Raw genomic sequence first — 17,432 nt, forward strand, 5'->3', positions numbered from 1 at the left:
TTTTCAAGCTATCAAAAAGCTTGTCATCCCGGACGGCGTAGCCGATCCGGGACCCAGGGGCAGCCGCGTTACGTTGGCTCCTGGGTCCGGGCTCTCCGCTTCGCTGCGGCCGGGATGACAAGATTGTTTTGGCTTAGATTGCTGACGAGGCTTGCTTGAGCGCGCCGCCTTCGACGTCAGCCGGCAGTTCGATCGACCAGCCGTCGAGGAAGGTCGTCAGCGCGTCCAGCGCCATCGGCCTGGCGATGCGATAACCTTGGGCGATATCGCAGCCCATCAGTTGCAGCACGGCCAAGGCCTCGCGGGTCTCGACGCCCTCGGCCGTGACCTTCATGCCCAGGCTGTGGGCCAGGTCGACGGTCGACTTGACCAGCAGGGCGTCCTTGCTTCCGGCTTGCAGCGACAGGACGAAGGCCTTGTCGATCTTCAACTCGTCGGCGCGGATCTGCTTGAGATAGGCCAGGGACGACAGGCCCGAGCCGTAGTCGTCGATCGAGACCTGGATGCCGGCGGCGTCGAAGCGTTCCAGCACGCCCAGGGCCACGTCCGGATTGCCGATCACGGCGGTCTCGGTGATCTCGAAGCAGACGCGGGCGCCCTCGCGCGCCACCTGTTCAATGGCCCGGTCGGCGAAGTCGGCGTCGTCGATCAGGCGGCCGGAGATGTTGATCGACATCAGCAGGTCCTGGCCGGCGGCGCGCAGCTGCTTCTGGTCGGCGATGGCCTGGGTCAGGACAAAGTCGGTCAGCGCGCGGATGTGGCCGGTTTCCTCGGCCATTTCCACAAACAGGTCCGGGCGCATCATGCCCCGCGTCGGATGGTTCCAGCGGACCAGCGCCTCGACGCCGGTGATCTTGCCCGTGCGCAGGTCGAGCTTGGGCTGGTGGTTCAGGAACAGGGCCCCGGTGCGGACGCCGTCCAGCATCTCGCTCATCAGCGAAAGGTTGGCGGCGGGGTCGCCATAGGCGACGGCGTCGAAGACCATGACCTTGCGGTGCGCCGCGCGGGCCTGGTCCAGGGCGATCAAGGCGCGTTCGATCAGGCGGGCCGCGTCCATCTCGTCGCGCCCCGCGGCGGCCACGCCGTGGGTCATGTGGATGTCGACCAGCTCGCCGCCGACCAGGACAGGGGGCTCCAGGGCCGGGATCAGGTCCTCGATCCGCAGCACCGCCTTGTCGGCGTCATCCACCAGCGAGATCACGCAGAGGATGGAGGTTGTCAGGCGGCCGACCATCAGTCCGGGAGAAATAGTCACCAGCCGCTCACCGATCTTGGCGATGAGGGCGGTGGCCAGCTCATAGCCAATGGCGCTGCGCACGGCGGCGAAGCGGTCCAGGCCCAGGGCCCCGATCACGACCTGACGTCCGGGCGCGACCTGAGCCAGTCGGGCGGTGATCTCGCGCTCCAGGGCCCGGCGGTTGGCGAGACCGGTTTCTTCGTCATGCAAGGCCTGGCGGATCATCGTCGCTTCGCGACCGCGGATCTCCGCGGCCATCAGGTTGAAGCTTTCGGCCAGGCGGCCGATCTCGTCCTGGGTCTGGACCTCGACCCGCACGTCCTCGCCGCGCTGCAGGCGGCGGGCGGCGTCGTCCAGGGCGGCGATGGGGCGGGCCAGGCCGCGTGACAGGGCCCAACTGCCCGCCGCCACCAGGATCGCGCCGATCAGGCCGGCGATCACCACGGCGGCGAACAACGGGCGATACGGCGCCATGGCCTGGGCCATCGGGTAGCGCAGCACGAGAGCGGCCGCGCCATCCTGGCCGAGCGCCTTCAGCGGCTTGACCAGCACCAGATTGCCCTGGCCGCCGGTCTTCAGCAGGCTGGGCTCGCGGATCTTGTCGCGCAGGGCCTTTTCGACATGGGCGCCCATCAGGTCGGGATCAAAGCCCGCGTTGTCGGTGATCCACCGGCTTCCGCGGCGATCGAAGACCTGGGCGTCGAGAGCGATGGCCGACAGGCGCTCCAGCGCCAGCATTTCGGTGTTGTCCAGCTTGGCGGCGAACACGATCCAGCTGGTCAGGGTGGGGGCCATGATCGGCGCGGAGATCACCTGGTAGGGCGCGCCGTTGACGACAAACACGCCCTGCGCGCCGTCCTGGGCGTCCAGCGCGGTCCACAGCTTCTCGACATCCAGCTGGGAGGCGTCGACGCCGACCACGTCGCCGTCCATGCCCACGATGAAGGCCAGATCCAGGCCCATGCGCCGGCGCAGATTGCTGATCGCCGACTCCACGGTCGGCACATCGTGGGTGGCGACGGCGGCGCGGAAGCCGAAGTCGCGTGACAGCAGGTCGGCGCCGTCCTGCAGGCGCTGGGTGCGCAGGGCCCAGACACGGTCGAAGACGGTGCCGCTGGCGGCCAGTTCCTGGCGCACCGCCTGCTGGGCGTTGCCCGCGATCGCCAGATAGACCGCGACCGCGACCAAGCTCAGCGCCAGGGCGAACAGCCCGGCATAGAGAACAGTCAGCTTGGTCTGCAGGCGATGGAACACGGCGATACTCAGTGCGGCGCGGGCGCGCGGATCTCGATGGAGACCGCCTCGCGGGTGTCTGGGCCGACCGAGGTCGACGACAGGGTCTTCTCGTTCTTCATGCCGCGCAGATACGGGTGCCAGACCCGCGCCACGACGGCGCCGTTGGGAATGTCGCGAAGGGTCGCCACGCCGGAGGCGTCGGTCTTGGCCGCATAGGGGGTGTCGACCACCTTGATGAAGCCCACCATCTGATCGTGGATGTTGCAGCCGATCGCCGCCACGCCGACGGCGGGCAGGGTGACGGTGCGGTTTTCCTCGTGGCCGTAGAGCTTCAGCTCGAACTTGTTGCCCGCCGAGAAGGAATAGACGTGATGGCGAACCTTATCGAGGTTCGGGAATGAGACCTCCGCGCCCGCCGGTACGATCAGCACGAACGGCGTGAACTGGATGTTCTGCTGGGCGACGCGGTAGGGCCATGGGAACTTGATCGGTCCCTTGGTGGGCTGGCCGCCCGGATAAGCCGTGACCACGGCGTCAGGCACGGGCTTGCCGTCGGCGCCGCGGACCGTCACGGTCAGGCTGCCTGCCAGGGCGTTTCCGCCCATGAGCGCAACCATGAGAAGTGTCGCGGCGAATTTCATCTCTCAGGACTAACCCGCCTCGGATGAAATCGGCGTTAACAACAGTCTTGCGCCCGTCTGCTTCAGTTGTGTGGCGCTGTTACTCACGAAAGGTTCTGTAAAGTCTTCTCATCGACTCTCCGCCGTCGGCAAGTCAGGCGCCGGGCGGGCGAAGAGGGCGAAATGGAACTTCACCTGAAACAGGCGATCGGGCTGGGCTGCGTCCTGGCCGGCGCCCTGTCGCTCGCCGGGGGCGCCCGCGCGGGCGAGATCCAGACCGGCGGCAAGCTGTTGTTGACCGGCGGGGTCAGCGCCCTGGAAGGCGGCGCGGGCGGCGGCCTTTCGACCTGGGGCGTCATCGCCGGCAACGAAACCCGCGACGGGATCGGCGGCAAGGTGCACGCCACCTCTGTTGATGTTTCAGACTACAAGCTGCGCGCCTATGGCGGCGCGGTTGGTCTCTATGACCGGGTCGAGCTGTCGGCCGCTCGCCAGGAATTCGACACCGGCCCCACGGGCGCGAAGCTTGGCCTGGGCAAGGGCTTCACCTTCAAGCAGGACGTGCTGGGCGTGAAGGTCAGGGTGCTGGGCGACGCGGTCTACGGCCAGGATAGCTGGGTTCCCCAGGTCTCGGTCGGCGCGCAGTACAAGAAGAACAATCAGGACGCCGTCATTCGCGCCGTCGGCGGCAAGAAGGACAGCGGCGTCGACTATTACGTCGCGGCCACCAAGCTTCTGCTGAACCAGAGCCTGGTGCTGAGCGGCGCGGCGCGCCTGACCAAGGCCAACCAGACCGGACTGCTGGGCTTCGGCGGCGATCGGAACGACAGCTACCAGGCCCAGTTCGAAGGCTCGGCCGGTGTGCTGCTGAGCAAGCGCCTGGTGGTCGGCGCCGAGTATCGCACCAAGCCCAGCAACCTCGGCTTCGCCAGGGAAGACGACTGGGCCGACCTGTTCGCCGCCTATGCGATCAACAAGACGGTGTCGGTGACCGCCGCCTATGTCGATCTGGGCGACATCGCCACCTTCAGGAATCAGCGGGGCCTCTACATCTCGCTGCAGGCCGGCTTCTAGGAGCGCGCAGGATGCGTCATTTCACCAAGAGCGCGGCCCTGGCGGCTGTCATGACCCTGGGCCTGTCGGGCGCCGCCCTGGCCCAGGACGTTCCGGCCGGCGAAAAGCCCGTGGATCCCTATGTGCAGTCGTCCGCCAACGCCGGCGCCGCGCCGCTGGCCGACACGGCGACCTTCGACGCCTTCCACGGCAAGGACGGCCTGGCGCGGATCGCCGCCGACCTGGTCGATCGCAGCGTGGTCGACCCGCGCATCAAGGAGATCTTCGCCACCACCGACGTCCCGCGCCTGAAGCGGACCCTGGCCGAGCAGTTCTGCTACGTGCTGGGCGGAGGCTGCGTCTACACCGGCCGCGACATGGCGGCGGTCCACAAGGACATGGGCGTCCTGAACAGGGACTTCAACGCGCTGGTCGAGAACCTGCAGTGGGCGATGGACAAGGAGAAGGTGCCCTTCTTCGCCCAGAACAGGCTGCTGGCCAAGCTGGCCCCGATGCAGCGCAAGGTCGTCGAATAGGCGTCAGACCCGCCGGTGCGCCCGCTAGCGGGTTGCCGGAACCGTATCCGCGTAGCGCGGCCAGTTCTTCGACAGCTCATCGACGACCACGCCGCCGACCTTGAAGGCCGCGTCCAGCGACGACTGCAGGGCCGGCACGCCGGTATGCTCGCCCAGCAGATTGGCCGCAGCGTCGCCGCCGGGCGGCGGGGTGGTGTAGTTGCTGGCTGTGCGCAGCACCAGCACCCGCTTGGGATCGACCCGGCCCACGCGGCCCAGGGCGTCCAGCGCCGCGATCACGCCGGTGTCTTCCATGCCCGTCATCACGAAGCCGTCCTGGTCGCCCGTCCAGTAATTGGCCCAGGCCTCGTAGTGCTTGTTCAGGATCGCGCCGTGCCAGAACGCCTGGCCGCTGACCTCGTCGCCCTTCAGCACCATCGGCGGCGTCTGGGCGCGGGGCAGGCCGGCATAAGGCGCGCGCAGGGCCTTCAGGGCGTCATTGTCGGGGATGGCCGCGCCTTGCGTCAGGTCGAACGCCCAGTCGCGCAGGCCGGTGTTCAGCGGAAACAGGTTCTCGTTGTCCGAAGGCGCGGGCCCTTCATAGGGCGCCTTGCGCTGGAAGGGGATCTGGCCGATCGCCCAGTCCCTGGGGGTCTCGCGCGGGTCGATCGCGTAGCCGAAGTCGCTGTCGATCACCGCGCCGATCCAGGCGGCCGAGCCGACCGAGCCCTGGTTGGGGTTCACCCCGGCGATGGCGGCGACCAGCCAGTAGGCCTTGGAGAGATCGAAACGCGGATCCAGGCCCAGGGCCATGGTCGAGATCGCCGCGCGATTGGTGCCCATGCTGGTCGACAGCAGCAGCGTCTTCTTGGCCGGATCATAGCGCAGGTCGCGGAAGCCCGCCTTGAACGGGATCTTCTGCGGCATGACCTGGGCCCAGGCCTGAAACTCGCCGGCCTTGTCGCCGGTGTCCTCGCCGATTTCGAAGGCGGTGACGATCACCACCCGCACCTCCCGCGGCGCGGCCAAGGCGGGGCCGGCGGTCAGGCAGGCGATAAGGCAGGCGAAGACCGCGAAGCGACGCATGGGGTGTCCTGGGCAAGAAAAAGGGCCGCGGAAGCGAATCCCGCGGCCCCTGATCCTACTAACCCTGCGGGCCCTTCTGGAAGTATTTGAAGAAGGCGCTGTCAGGCGAAAGCACCAGGGTGGTGTCTCCCTGACCCAGCGACGCCTCATAAGCCTGCATCGAGCGGTAGAAGGCCGCGAAGCTGGGATCGCGCCCGAAGCTTGAGGCGAACAGCTCGGCGCGCTTGGCGTCGCCTTCGCCCCGGATCTTCTCGGCCTCTTCGGTCGCGGTGGCGACGATCTCGCGCTTCTGCTGCTCGCCGATGGCGCGCGTCTGGGCCGCTTCCTGCTGGCGTGCGGTCTGCATGCGCTCGAACACCGCCTTCTGGTTAGCCTCGGGCAGGTCGGCGCGCTTGATCCGCACGTCGATGATCTGGACGCCCAGATTGGAGGCGCGGACCTGACGGCCGACCTCGTCGCGGATGGCGGCCATGACGAGGGCGCGCTTGCCGGCGATCACTTCTTCGGAATTGGCGCGGCCGATGGTCTGGCGCAGCGAGGCGTTGACGATCCGCTCCAGCCGGTCATGGGCCACCGTCTCGTCGCGCAGGGTCTTGTAGAACTGGCGCGGGTCGGTGATCCGGTAACGGACGAAGGCGTCGACCACCAGGCGCTCCTGGTCGGCGGCGATCACCTCTTCCTGATCGGCGTTGAGGGCGATGTTGCGGTTGTCGAACTTGATGACGCGATCCAGGAACGGGGCCTTCAGGTGCAGGCCCGGGGCGCGCACGACGCGGATCGGGTCGCCGAAGCGGACGACCAGGGCCTGCTGCCGCTGATCCACCTGATAGATGGTCGAACCCAGCAGGACGAGCAGGGCGCCGGCGGCGACGCCAAGGGTCGCGAGGCGGCTTTGCGGACGGGTCATTGGACAGCTCCGTCGACGGACTTGACGATGGTGGCCGACTTGGGTCGGAAGGCGTCGGGCGGCAGGATCACCGGGGCGCTGGCGCCCTTGTTGTCGATGATGACCTTGTTGGAGTTGGCCAGCACGCGCTGCATCGTCTCGATATAGAGGCGCTCGCGCGTCACGGCCGGCGCCAGCTTGTACTGGTCATAGACCTGGTTGAAGCGGGCGGCTTCACCGGCGGCTTCGCGCACGACCTGCTCGCGATAGCCCTTGGCCTGCTGCACGATCTGGGCGCCCTGGCCGCGCGCGACGTTGGCGGCGGACTGGGCGTTCTGGCTGGCGCGCTGCACGTCGCGGAAGGCGTCGATGACCGGCGGCGGCGGGGTGGCGGTCTGGATCTGCACGCTCTCGACGAAGACGCCGGCGTCGTAGCGATCCAGGATCTGCTGCATCAGCCGCTCGGCCTCGATCTGAAGCTGGGCGCGGCCGGTGGTCAGGATCGGGGTGAGGGCGGTCTTGCCCACCGCCTCGCGCATGGCGCTTTCGCCGACGGCGCGGATCATGGCGTCGGGGTCGCGCACGTTGAACAGGTACTTGGGGGCGTCGGAGACCCGCCACTGCACGGAGAAGGCCAGGTCGACGATGTTCTCGTCGCTGGTCAGCATCAGGCGTTCCTCGCCGCCTTCCGCGCCCGCCGCGCCGATGTCGGTGGTGCGGATCTCGGTGACGGCGACCTTCTCGACCGACTCGATCGGGAAGGGCAGGTGATAGCGAAGGCCCGGACCGGCGACGCGCGAATAGGCGCCGAAGGTCGAGACCACGCTCTGCTGGTTGGGCTGAACCACATAGACGCCCGTCAGGGCCCAAAGAGCCACAACCGCGGCGGCCGCCGTGGCGACGGCGCGCGGACGGTCGGGGCCTTGGAAATGCTGGCGCAGGCGCGCGTTCAGGTCTTCCAGGACCTGATTCAGGTCGATCGGACCCTGGTCCTTTGGACCGCCAGGCGGCCGGCGCGAGCCGGGACCCGGTCGATCAGAGTTGTCCTTGTCGCCAGTCGGCGGCGGAGAACCCCAGGGACCAGGGCCAGCATTGTCGTTCCACGGCATGGGCGGCGTCGTCTTCCCGTCGGCTTGTTTTCAGTGGGGTTGTAAAACATCCCCCACACGCGGATATGAGGACCCCCGCCGCACAAGGCAAGACATAGACATGACCGGCTCTGCTTCCCCCGCCCTCGACGACGCCCGCGCGGCGCTCGATCGCATCGTCGATCCGGTCAGCGGACAGGGTCTGGCGACCGCGGGTCTGGTCCAGGGACTGGTCGTTCGCAACGGTCGCGCCGGCTTCATGCTGGAGGTCCCGGCCGCCAAGGCCGCCGCCTATGCGCCCGTCCGGGAAGCCGCCGAAAAGGCCCTGGCCGCCCTGCCGGGGATCGACGTCGCCCAGGTGGTCCTGACCGCCCAGGCTGCCGAGGGCGCGACCCGGGTGCGCAAGGGCGCCAAGGTTTCGGAAGACCCGCAGGCCCGCATGGTCCCGCCGCCGGAAGCCGAGAAGCCGGCCCACGTGAAGCACGTGATCGCCGTGGCCTCGGGCAAGGGCGGGGTGGGCAAGTCCACCGTCGCCACCAACCTGGCCTGCGCCTTCAACGCCATGGGCCTGAAGGTCGGCCTGCTGGACGCCGACATCTATGGCCCGTCGGGGCCGCGCATGATGGGGGTCGACGGCGAGCCCAGCTTCGAGGACGGCAAGCTGCAGCCGCTCGAGGCCCACGGCATCAAGATCATGTCGATCGGTTTCCTGGTCGACGAGGGCAAGGCGATGATCTGGCGCGGGCCCATGGCCTCGTCGGCCGTCCGCCAGATGATCCACGACGTGGCCTGGGGCAGTGAAGCCCAGCCGCTGGACGTGCTGGTGGTCGACCTGCCGCCCGGCACCGGCGACGTGCAGCTGACCCTGGTGCAGAAGCTGCGCATCGACGGTGTCGTGCTGGTCACCACGCCTCAGGAGATCGCCCTGATCGACGCCCGCCGGGCCGCGATCATGTTCGGCAAGACCGCGACCCCGATCCTGGGCCTGATCGAGAACATGGCCTTCTTCGCCGACCCGACCACCGGCGCCCCGATCCCGATCTTCGGCTCCGGCGGCGGGGTGGCTGAAGCCAAGACCCTGGGCGTGCCGGTGCTGGCGGAGATTCCCATCGAACTGGCCGTCCGCGAAGGCGGCGACGGCGGCGTGCCGGTGGTGCTGGGCAAGCCCGACAGCGCGGCCGGCAGGGCGTTCACGGCGGCGGCGAAAACGCTGTGGGGCGTGGTGAAGAACTGAAGAATCCTTCCCCCTTGATGGGGGGGGGAAGGGAGCACAAGAAAAAGGCCGCCCGGAGTGATCCGGGCGGCCTCTTCATGTCTGGAAGCGATCAGACCTAGAAGCTGTAGCGGGCGCCAGCCGACAGGACGACGCCCGAGCCGGTGGCCTGGGCCTTCAGCGAGGTCGCCGTGGCCGCGGCGGTGCCGGCGTAGAAGGTGTCGTTGCGGGTGATGACGCTGTCGGCGAAGTCGATATAGGTCGCCGCGACGTCCAGCTTCAGGTTCGGCTTGGCGGCCCAGGTCGCGCCCGTCGAGTACATCATGCGGTCGCCGTCCGGAACGCGGGCGGTGCGGCCGACGTCCGGAGTCGGGGTCGGATCCTTTTGCACGCCCGTGCGCAGCGTCAGGCGCGGGCTGTACTGGTAGTCGACGCCCACTGCGATGGTCGTGACGTCCTTGTAGCCCTGCGGGATCACGGTGACGCCGGCGGCCCGGGTGACGCGGATGGCGTCGAACTCGCTCCAGCCGATGCGGCTGACCGAGGCGTTCAGAGTGGTTTTCGGCGTGACCGTCCAGCGGCCGCCGACCGAGGCGACCCAGGGGGTGGTGATCTCGGCTTCGCCGTCGAACGCGCCGTTGCTGGCGGCCAGCAGGCTCAGCAGGCCCGCGACGCCGACTTCACCCTTGAGGGTGTGCTTGATCTGCGAGCGGTAGCTGGCGCCCAGGCTGAGGGTCGAGGTCGGACGATACTGGGCGCCCACGCTCCAGCCATAGTCCCAGCCGTCGCCGGTCAGCGACTGGCGGCCGGTGTCGGGCAGCAGCGGCGAGATCTGCGGCAGCGCGTTGGTCAGGTTGGCGTCCATGTATTCGGCGCTGACGCCGACGCCCAGGTCGAGATTGTCGGTCAGGCGGTAGGCGACGGTGCCCTGGATATCGATCGAGGTCAGGCGCGACTTCAGCGCGTCGTAACGCGCGATGCTGGTCGGGCTGTACTTGGTGGTGAAGTTGAACGGCGCGGCGGTCGACAGGCCGACCACGATCTTGTCGTTCAGGCGCCAGGCGCCGCCCAGGTTGGGCAGCAGGCCGTTCAGGAGCGGATCGATGGCGTGGTTCGTGCCGGACAGGGCGGTGGTCGCCTGGCCGGGACGGGTGATGGTCGAGCCGTCGTTATTGGCGTCGGAATTGATCAGGATGCCGTGCAGGCCGCCATAGACCTCGGCGTGTTCGACGCCGGCGATGGCGGCGGGGTTCCACCACAGGCTGGCGACGCCGGTGTCGGCCACTTCGCCCGAATAGGCCCGGCCCGAGCCGCGGACGGATTGTTCCTGCAGGTAGAAGGCCGAGGCCGAGGCTTGAGTGGCGGCGACAAGCACGCCGAAGGCCACGCCGGCGGCGAGGCTGATACGCGAAATAGACATGAGACTGACGTGACCTTCTTGGGGAGGAGAAGTGCGTCGAGCGTTCATCGCGCCCGAAGTGCGCGGCCTTTAGCGCATTCAGTCAGAAACCGTTGCTATTTATTCGCATAGCGGTGAATTTTGTCGAACTGGTCAAAGAAACGGGGCCTCCAGGGCCCCGTTTCAATCACTGTTCTGTCAGTATTGGTCAGAAAGTGACGTTCAAGGTGTCACTTTCATTGCAAGACTACTGTTAGCCGCCCGCCATCTTGCGGAAGAACTTCTGGCCTTGTTCGCCGCCATTGAAATAGGCCTTCTGGCCGTCTTCGGCGGTGATCTGGGCCCAGTTGTCGCGCACTTCTTCGGCCGACAGCCCGCCTTCGCCCAGATAGACGCCTTCGGTCTCGTAGATGCGCGCCAGGGCGAACACGCCGGCTCCGGCGGTCAGGATCGCGCCCGTGGGCGCTTCGTCCGAGGCCAGATACACGACGCCGGGGGTGACATATTCCGGCTTCAGCTTTTCCAGCACCTCGGGCGGCATCAGGCCTTCGGTCATGCGCGTGGCGGCGACCGGGCTGATGGCGTTGATGTGGACGTTGTTCTTCTGGCCCTCGAGCTTGAGGGTGTTCATCAGGCCCAGCACCGCCATCTTGGCCGCGCCATAGTTGGACTGACCGAAATTGCCGTACATGCCCGACGACGATGTGGTGACGACGATACGGCCATAGCCCTGGGCCTTCATGATGTCCCAGACGGCCTTGATCGGCTTGAACGTACCGAACACGTGGACCTGCATGACCAGCTCGAAGTCGGCCAGTTCCATCTTGGTCAGGGTCTTGTCGCGCAGGATGCCGGCGTTGGCGATCAGGATGTCGATGCGACCCCAGGTGTCCATGGCCGTCTTGACCATGTTGGCGACGCCCGCGTCGTCGGTCACCGAGGCGCCGTGAGCGATGGCTTCGCCGCCGGCCGCCTTGATCTCCTCGACCACCTTCAGGGCCGCGTCGGACGAACCGCCCGAGCCATCGACGCTGCCGCCCAGGTCATTGACCACAACCTTGGCGCCGCGACGGGCCAGTTCCAGGGCGTGCTGCCGGCCAAGGCCGCCGCCCGCGCCGGTCACGATCGCCACCTTGCCGTCAAAACGGATGTCCGACATGCCTAGTCTCCCTCAAACACGTGTTTGGTTTGGCGCGTTTGTGCGGCGCGGGAGGTAAGGCGTCAAGACGTCAGCTCAGCGGCCGCTGCGGCCGAGCACCGCGATCAGCTCGGCGATCTTCTCGCGTTGGGCGTCGGGGTCGCCGCTCTGGATGGCGTGTTCGACGCAATGGGCGATGTGGTCGCGCAGGATCTCTTCCTCCACACGGCGCAGGGCGGCCTGAACCGCCGAGATCTGGGTGACCACGTCGATGCAGTAGCGGTCCTCGTCGATCATCTTGGCCAGGCCGCGCACCTGACCTTCGATCCTGTTCAGGCGTTTTATGGCCGAGGCCTTGGTGTCAGTCTGCATTTTATACCCCATGGGGGTACTTGATGGGGTACCCTAAGGGGGTATATAGCCGGGCGCGGGGTTCAGGAGAATAGTCATGCCCAGCAAAGCCACCCATCAAGGCCAGGCCTGTTGTGGCGGCGCGCACGCCAAGCCGGACGGAACGGTCAAGGATCCGGTCTGCGGGATGGACGTGAATCCAGCGACCACAGCGCACCACCATGTCCACGCCGGCGAGGACCACTGGTTCTGTTCGGCGGGGTGTCAGGCCAAGTTCGTCGCCGATCCCGAGCGCTATCTTGACGCCGCGGCCACACCGCCCGAGCCCGTCATCCCGGGTCGCTTCTACACCTGCCCGATGCACCCCGAGGTCAGGCAGGTCGGCCCGGGCGCCTGCCCGCTGTGCGGCATGGCGCTGGAGCCCGAGGCGCCCAGTCTGGACGACGCCCCCAATCCAGAGCTGCTGGACATGTCGCGGCGGTTCTGGATCGCGCTGGTCCTGACCCTGCCGGTGTTCGTCGTCGACATGGGCGGGCACCTGTTTGGCCTGACGCCGCCCTGGAGCGACCGGACCAACGCCTGGCTGCAGCTGGCCCTGACGACGCCGGTGGTGATGTGGGCCGGGTGGCCGTTCTTCCAGCGGGGCTGGGCCTCGATCCTGGCGCGCAGCCTCAACATGTTCACGCTGATCGCCCTGGGGACCGGCGCGGCCTACCTCTACTCGCTGGTCGCCACCCTGGCGCCGGATCTGTTACCGCACGGCGCCAGGGGGCATCACGGCCAGGCGCCGGTCTATTTCGAGGCCGCCGCCGTGATCATCGTACTCGTCCTGCTGGGCCAGATCCTTGAACTGAAGGCGCGGGAACGCACCGGCGGGGCCATCCGCGCCCTGCTGGATCTGGCGCCCCGCACCGCGCGCCGACTGCGGGACGACGGTGACGACGAGGAGGTCGGCATCGACGCCATCGTCGTCGGCGATCGCCTGCGCGTCCGGCCGGGTGAGAAGATCCCCGTCGACGGCGTGGTGCTGGAAGGGCGCGGTCATGTCGACGAGGCCATGGTCACCGGCGAGTCGATGCCCGTGCTCAAGGAGGCGGGCTCCAGCCTGGTGGGAGGGGCCATCAACCAGAGCGGCGGGTTCGTCATGCGGGCTGATCGGGTCGGTCGCGACACCCTGCTGTCGCGCATCGTGGCCATGGTCGCCCAGGCCCAGCGCTCGCGCGCGCCGATCCAGAGGCTGGCCGACCGGGTCGCCGCCTGGTTCGTACCGATCGTCATGGCGGCTTCGGCCCTCGCCTTCGCGGCCTGGGTCCTGGTGGGGCCCGAGCCCCGGCTGGCCAACGCCCTTGTGGCGGCCGTCGGTGTGCTGATCATCGCCTGTCCCTGCGCCCTGGGCCTGGCGACGCCGATGTCGATCATGGTCGGGGTGGGCCGGGGCGCCCAGGCCGGCATTCTGCTGAAGGACGCCCAGGCCCTGGAGCGGCTGGAAGGGGTGGACGTGCTGGTGGTCGACAAGACCGGCACCCTTACCGAAGGCCGCCCGGTCCTGAGCGCTGTGGAGGCCGTGGGGGTGAACGAGGACGAACTTCTTCGTCTGGCCGCCAGCCTCGAGCGGGGCAGCGAGCATCCCTTGGGCAAGGCCATTGTCGAGGCCGCCGAGGGGCGAAAGCTGGCGCTCGGGGCGGTCACGGACTTCGATTCTCCCGTGGGTCGGGGCGTGACGGGCCTGGTGGACGGTCGTCGCGTCGCGATCGGCGCCGAGCCCTACATGGCCGATCTGGCGATTTCGGTCGGCGCCTTGAGCCAACGGGCGGACGCCCAGAGAGGCGAGGGGGCCACGGTCGTCTTCGTCGCCCTGGACGGCGTCGTCGCCGGGCTACTGGCGATCAAGGACCCGATCCGTGAGACCAGCCGGGCCGCGATCAAGGCGCTCAAGGATCAGGGGGTCAGGGTGCTGATGATGACGGGCGACAACCGCATCACCGCCATGGCCGTGGCGCGCGCGCTGGGGATCGACGAGGTCGAGGCCGGTGTGTTGCCCGATCGCAAGGCTCTGGTCGTCGAACGGCTGAAAGCCGAGGGCGCTTCGGTGGCGATGGCGGGGGACGGGGTCAATGACGCGCCGGCCCTGGCCGCCGCCGATGTCGGGATCGCCATGGGCGGCGGCGCCGATGTGGCGCTGGAGGCGGCGGGCGTCACCCTGCTGAACGGCGACCTGATGGGGGTGGTGCGGGCGCGGTCGCTGTCCCGGGCGGTGATGCGCAACATCCGCCAGAACCTGGCTTTCGCCTTTGTCTATAACGCGGCCGGCGTCCCGATCGCGGCGGGGGTTCTGTATCCTGTCTTCGGCGTGACCTTGACCCCGCAGCTGTCGGCCCTGGCCATGGCCCTGAGCTCGGTCAGCGTCATCGGCAACGCGCTGCGGCTGCGGGCCTGGAAGGCCTAACCCAAAACGAAAACGCCGGGCGGTGTTCCGCCCGGCGTCTGATCGTTTCGCGCGACGCTGACTACTTCTTCTTCGTCATGCCGCCCGCGACGGGCTGAGCGGGCTTGTCGCGCTTCACGCCGGCCTTCTTGCCGGGCTTCATGAACTTGACCAGCACGCGCTGGCCCACCAGCAGCGGGGCGCCGTCGGCGCTGACCACCACCTCGACCACGCGCTCGTCGCTACGCTGGCTGGGATCGTCGGAGGCCAGCTTGCGGGCCCCGAACACGGCGGCGCGGCGCAGGACCTTGCCGATATAGACCTTGTCGGGATCGCTCTCGGGCGTGATCTCGACTTCCTGACCCGTGGCGACATTGGGGATGTCGGCCTCGACGATCTCGGCGCGGACGATGCGCTGGGTGTTGGGCTCAAGATCGAACATCGAGGTGACATTCAGGGTCGAGGCGCCCGAGCCGGGATTGGCGTAGCGGCGGGCGATGCGGCCGTCGGCCGGCGCGCGGATCACCGTCAGTTCCTGATTGTATTGCGCTTGCGAGAGCTGGGCGCTGGTGACGCCGATCGCGGCCCGCTGGGCGCCGATATTGGCTTCGGCCTGGGCGATCTGGTCGCGCGCGGCGTCAAGCTTCTGGGCGGCCACGAAGTTGGACGCCGCCAGGCCTTGCAGGCGCTTGTACTCGCGCTGGGCCGTGCGCAGCTGCACCTGGTACAGCGCCAGCTGGGCCTTGGCCGAGGCCAGGTTGGCCGAAGAGGTCTGCGCCGCCAGGCGGGCGTCGTCGTCCTCCTGCTTGGCCAGGGACTGACCCTTCACGACGGTTTCGCCTTCCTGCACGAAGACTTCGCGCACGATGCCTTGGCGGCGCGCGGCTACCTGGATGACCCCGCCCTCGACGTCGGCCTTGCCGTTGGCGATGGCGGCGTAGGGGCTGGGCTCTTCCTGGGCGGCGGCGGTCTCGAGCTTCTTCTTTTTCTCGGCCGCCTGGCCCTTCATGTAGAAAAAGCCGCCGCCCAGCAGGGCGATGACGACGATGACGATCCAGAACGCGGGACGGCGCAAAAAGCCGGGCATATCAGTCTTCCCCAAAAGTCAGTGGCTGAGCGGCGCGGGATTGGCGTCGGGCGTTCTACGCACGTCGTCCAGGATCCGGCCGTCTTCGATGTGGATGACGCGGTCGGCATAGGCCTCCAACCGCGGGTCGTGGGTGACGCAGATGACGGCCGCGCCGCGTTCGGTGGCGGCGGCGCGCAGCAGCTTGATGACGATCTCGCCGCTCTTGCCGTCCAGGGCCGAGGTCGGTTCGTCGGCGAAGATCAGGTTCGGGTTCTTGGCCAGGGCGCGGGCGATGGCCACGCGCTGCTTCTCGCCGCCCGACAGTTCCGAAGGCCGTTGGTTGACGCGCGGGCCCAGACCCACCGACTCCAGCGCGGCCTGGGCGCGACGCGCGGCCTCGCCAGGACCGATGCTCTGGTACTTCAGCACGGTCATCACCTGCTGCTTGGCCGTCAGGGCAGGGAACAGGTTGAAACCCTGGAAGATGAAGCCGCAGTGATCCAGGCGGAACTTGTCGATCTTGCCCGACGACAGCGACCACAGGTCGGTGGCCTCCAGCGCCGAGACTTTGCCCTCGTCGGGCTTCAGCAGACCCGACAGCGCCGCCACCAGGGTCGACTTGCCCGAGCCCGAGGGGCCCATGACCATGGTCACGTCGCCGTGCTTGGCGTCGAAGTCCACGCCCTTGAGCACCTCGATGAAGGTGCGGCCGGTCTTGAACCGCTTGACCAGGCCCTGGGCGGAAAGAGCGCTCTGGCCGCGCTTGTGGCTGTGATCGTTGCTCATCGCAGCAGGTCCGCGGGTTGGCTGTTCTTCAGGATGCCCAGCGACAGGAAGCCAGACAGGATGGCGATCAGCACCAGGAAGACGGCGACGATGATGATGAGGATCGGCGGGAAATACATCGGCACGCCGCCGGCGCTGGCCAGCAGGGTGACCAGCCAGGTCAGCAGGCCGGCCGCGCCGACGCCGACGATGCCGACCCAGAAGCTCAGTTCCATGACGATGTTGCGCAGGTCGCCCATCGACACGCCCAGGGCGCGCAGGGAGGCGAACTCCTTGATGTTGGCCATGATCGCGCCGCGCAGGGTCTGCCAGGTGATGGCGACGCCGATCAGCAGGCCCAGGAACGCCGAGAAGCCCAGCATGATGCCTATGATCTGGTCGTCCAGCATGGCGCTGGAATTGGCGTCGGCCAGTTCCTGACGGGTCCAGGCGCGAAACTTGCCGTCGGCCTTCTTGTTCAGCTGGGCGGCGACGATCTCGGCGCGGGCCGGGTCGCGGATCTCGACCATCAGCGGGCCGACGCGCTGGCCGGTGTCGGCCTCGCCCAGCATCCGCAGGGTGTCGCGCGACATCACCAGGGTGGGCTGGATGATGTTGGGATAGCCGGTGGTGACCACGGCGATCTCGATGGTCTTGCCGTTATAGAGGGCCTTGTCGCCCTTCTTGACGCCCAGGCGCTTCAGCGCGGTCTGGTCGACGGCCACGGCGTAGGGGCGACGCAGGGCCTCGACCATCGACTGGGTGTAGTCGGTGGGCACGGTGACATAGCCGGGGATGGCGTCGACCACGGTGACGTTGACGAACTCGGTCTTGCGACCGCCGCCGCCGGCGCCCTTGCCGCCCTTCTTGGCGCGGGCCTCCATCTTGGCCTGCTCCTCGGGGGACAGGATGTTCTGGAAGCGTCCGCCGGAGCCGTCGAGCGGCGCGACTTGGGTCACTTCGGGATGGCTGTAGACCAGGGGGATCATGCGGCGCGGCAGACCCGAGGGGCCGCCGAACAGCGCCTTGGCGCCGGGGCCCAGCACCATGATGTCGGCGCGCGCCCGGTCGATCTGGGCCGTGAAGCCCTTGCCGATGCCCACGAACATGCCGACCTGGGCCAGCACCAAGAGCCCCGAGAACGCCAGGGCGACGACGGCCGCCATGTATCGACGCCACTCGTATAACAACGTGGCCAAGGCCAGCGACATGCGAACTATGCTCCCCCAATCAAGGGTTGCAGCAATGAACGGCGATCGACGAACGGCCAAGTTAAATCGGGGTAAGGCTTGTTCCGCGCCGGAAAGCGCCGCTACCGGAGCGCCTTCGCTGCGATCGGCGCCAAAGGTTT

The 17,432-nt window shown here is 67.9% G+C and carries 15 protein-coding genes; 4 read left to right on the forward strand and 11 right to left on the reverse strand.

Annotation, left to right across the window (positions count from 1 at the left end; genetic code table 11):
- Window positions 1–133: 133 nt before the first annotated feature.
- Both ACQY9P_RS14265 and ACQY9P_RS14270 read right to left on the reverse strand, forming a co-directional pair.
- Complete coding sequence (locus tag ACQY9P_RS14265) at window positions 134–2,491, reverse strand: putative bifunctional diguanylate cyclase/phosphodiesterase (protein WP_421738624.1); 2,358 nt, start codon at window positions 2,489–2,491, stop codon at window positions 134–136.
- An 8-nt stretch (window positions 2,492–2,499) separates the two neighbouring features.
- A complete protein-coding gene (locus ACQY9P_RS14270) occupies window positions 2,500–3,090 on the reverse strand; it encodes a methylamine utilization protein (protein ID WP_421738623.1) in 591 nt (196 codons plus the stop codon).
- 186 nt (window positions 3,091–3,276) lie between these two features.
- Between ACQY9P_RS14270 and ACQY9P_RS14275 the strand changes: the two genes are divergently transcribed.
- On the forward strand, window positions 3,277–4,167 hold the full coding sequence (locus tag ACQY9P_RS14275) for a DUF3034 family protein (protein WP_421738622.1): 891 nt from the start codon (window positions 3,277–3,279) through the stop codon (window positions 4,165–4,167).
- 11 nt (window positions 4,168–4,178) lie between these two features.
- Entirely contained in the window at window positions 4,179–4,682 is a 504-nt protein-coding gene (locus tag ACQY9P_RS14280) for a group I truncated hemoglobin (RefSeq protein ID WP_421738621.1), read from the forward strand.
- 24 nt (window positions 4,683–4,706) lie between these two features.
- Here the strand turns inward: ACQY9P_RS14280 and ACQY9P_RS14285 are convergent, their stop codons facing one another.
- The 3 genes from ACQY9P_RS14285 to hflK are packed head-to-tail and all read right to left on the reverse strand — an operon-like array spanning window position 4,707 to window position 7,742.
- A complete protein-coding gene (locus tag ACQY9P_RS14285) occupies window positions 4,707–5,747 on the reverse strand; it encodes a purine nucleoside permease (RefSeq protein ID WP_421738620.1) in 1,041 nt (346 codons plus the stop codon).
- A gap of 58 nt (window positions 5,748–5,805) precedes the next feature.
- Complete coding sequence (hflC, locus tag ACQY9P_RS14290; protein WP_421738619.1) at window positions 5,806–6,654, reverse strand: protease modulator HflC; 849 nt, start codon at window positions 6,652–6,654, stop codon at window positions 5,806–5,808.
- Entirely contained in the window at window positions 6,651–7,742 is a 1,092-nt protein-coding gene (gene hflK, locus ACQY9P_RS14295; protein ID WP_421738618.1) for an FtsH protease activity modulator HflK, read from the reverse strand. The genes hflC and hflK overlap by 4 nt, the downstream gene beginning before the upstream one ends.
- 100 nt (window positions 7,743–7,842) lie before the next feature.
- Here hflK and ACQY9P_RS14300 point away from each other — a divergent pair, with 100 nt between their 5' ends.
- Window positions 7,843–8,955 carry a P-loop NTPase gene (locus ACQY9P_RS14300; protein WP_421738617.1) on the forward strand — a complete coding sequence of 371 codons (1,113 nt, stop codon included), beginning with the start codon at window positions 7,843–7,845 and terminating at the stop codon, window positions 8,953–8,955.
- Window positions 8,956–9,052: 97 nt separating this feature from the next.
- Here the strand turns inward: ACQY9P_RS14300 and ACQY9P_RS14305 are convergent, their stop codons facing one another.
- The 3 genes from ACQY9P_RS14305 to ACQY9P_RS14315 form a co-directional block, all read right to left on the reverse strand.
- Entirely contained in the window at window positions 9,053–10,354 is a 1,302-nt protein-coding gene (locus ACQY9P_RS14305) for an OmpP1/FadL family transporter (RefSeq protein ID WP_421738616.1), read from the reverse strand.
- 232 nt (window positions 10,355–10,586) lie between these two features.
- Window positions 10,587–11,492, reverse strand: a complete 906-nt coding sequence (locus ACQY9P_RS14310; protein ID WP_421738615.1) for an SDR family NAD(P)-dependent oxidoreductase — start codon at window positions 11,490–11,492, stop codon at window positions 10,587–10,589.
- A gap of 75 nt (window positions 11,493–11,567) precedes the next feature.
- Window positions 11,568–11,843 (reverse strand): metal-sensitive transcriptional regulator, encoded by a 276-nt coding sequence (locus ACQY9P_RS14315; protein ID WP_421738614.1) that lies wholly within the window; start codon window positions 11,841–11,843, stop codon window positions 11,568–11,570.
- Between the two features lie 76 nt (window positions 11,844–11,919).
- Between ACQY9P_RS14315 and ACQY9P_RS14320 the strand changes: the two genes are divergently transcribed.
- Window positions 11,920–14,268, forward strand: a complete 2,349-nt coding sequence (locus ACQY9P_RS14320; protein ID WP_421738613.1) for a heavy metal translocating P-type ATPase — start codon at window positions 11,920–11,922, stop codon at window positions 14,266–14,268.
- Window positions 14,269–14,329: 61 nt separating this feature from the next.
- Here ACQY9P_RS14320 and ACQY9P_RS14325 read toward each other — a convergent pair whose 3' ends face one another.
- The 3 genes from ACQY9P_RS14325 to ACQY9P_RS14335 are packed head-to-tail and all read right to left on the reverse strand — an operon-like array spanning window position 14,330 to window position 17,292.
- Complete coding sequence (locus ACQY9P_RS14325; protein ID WP_421738612.1) at window positions 14,330–15,334, reverse strand: HlyD family secretion protein; 1,005 nt, start codon at window positions 15,332–15,334, stop codon at window positions 14,330–14,332.
- An 18-nt stretch (window positions 15,335–15,352) separates the two neighbouring features.
- A complete protein-coding gene (locus ACQY9P_RS14330; RefSeq protein ID WP_421738611.1) occupies window positions 15,353–16,102 on the reverse strand; it encodes an ABC transporter ATP-binding protein in 750 nt (249 codons plus the stop codon).
- Complete coding sequence (locus ACQY9P_RS14335) at window positions 16,099–17,292, reverse strand: ABC transporter permease (RefSeq protein ID WP_421738610.1); 1,194 nt, start codon at window positions 17,290–17,292, stop codon at window positions 16,099–16,101. Before ACQY9P_RS14335 ends, ACQY9P_RS14330 begins: the two co-directional genes overlap by 4 nt.
- Window positions 17,293–17,432: the final 140 nt, after the last annotated feature.

Origin of the sequence: Caulobacter sp. (assembly GCF_965279145.1) — a bacterium.
Classification (GTDB): Bacteria; Pseudomonadota; Alphaproteobacteria; order Caulobacterales; family Caulobacteraceae; genus Caulobacter.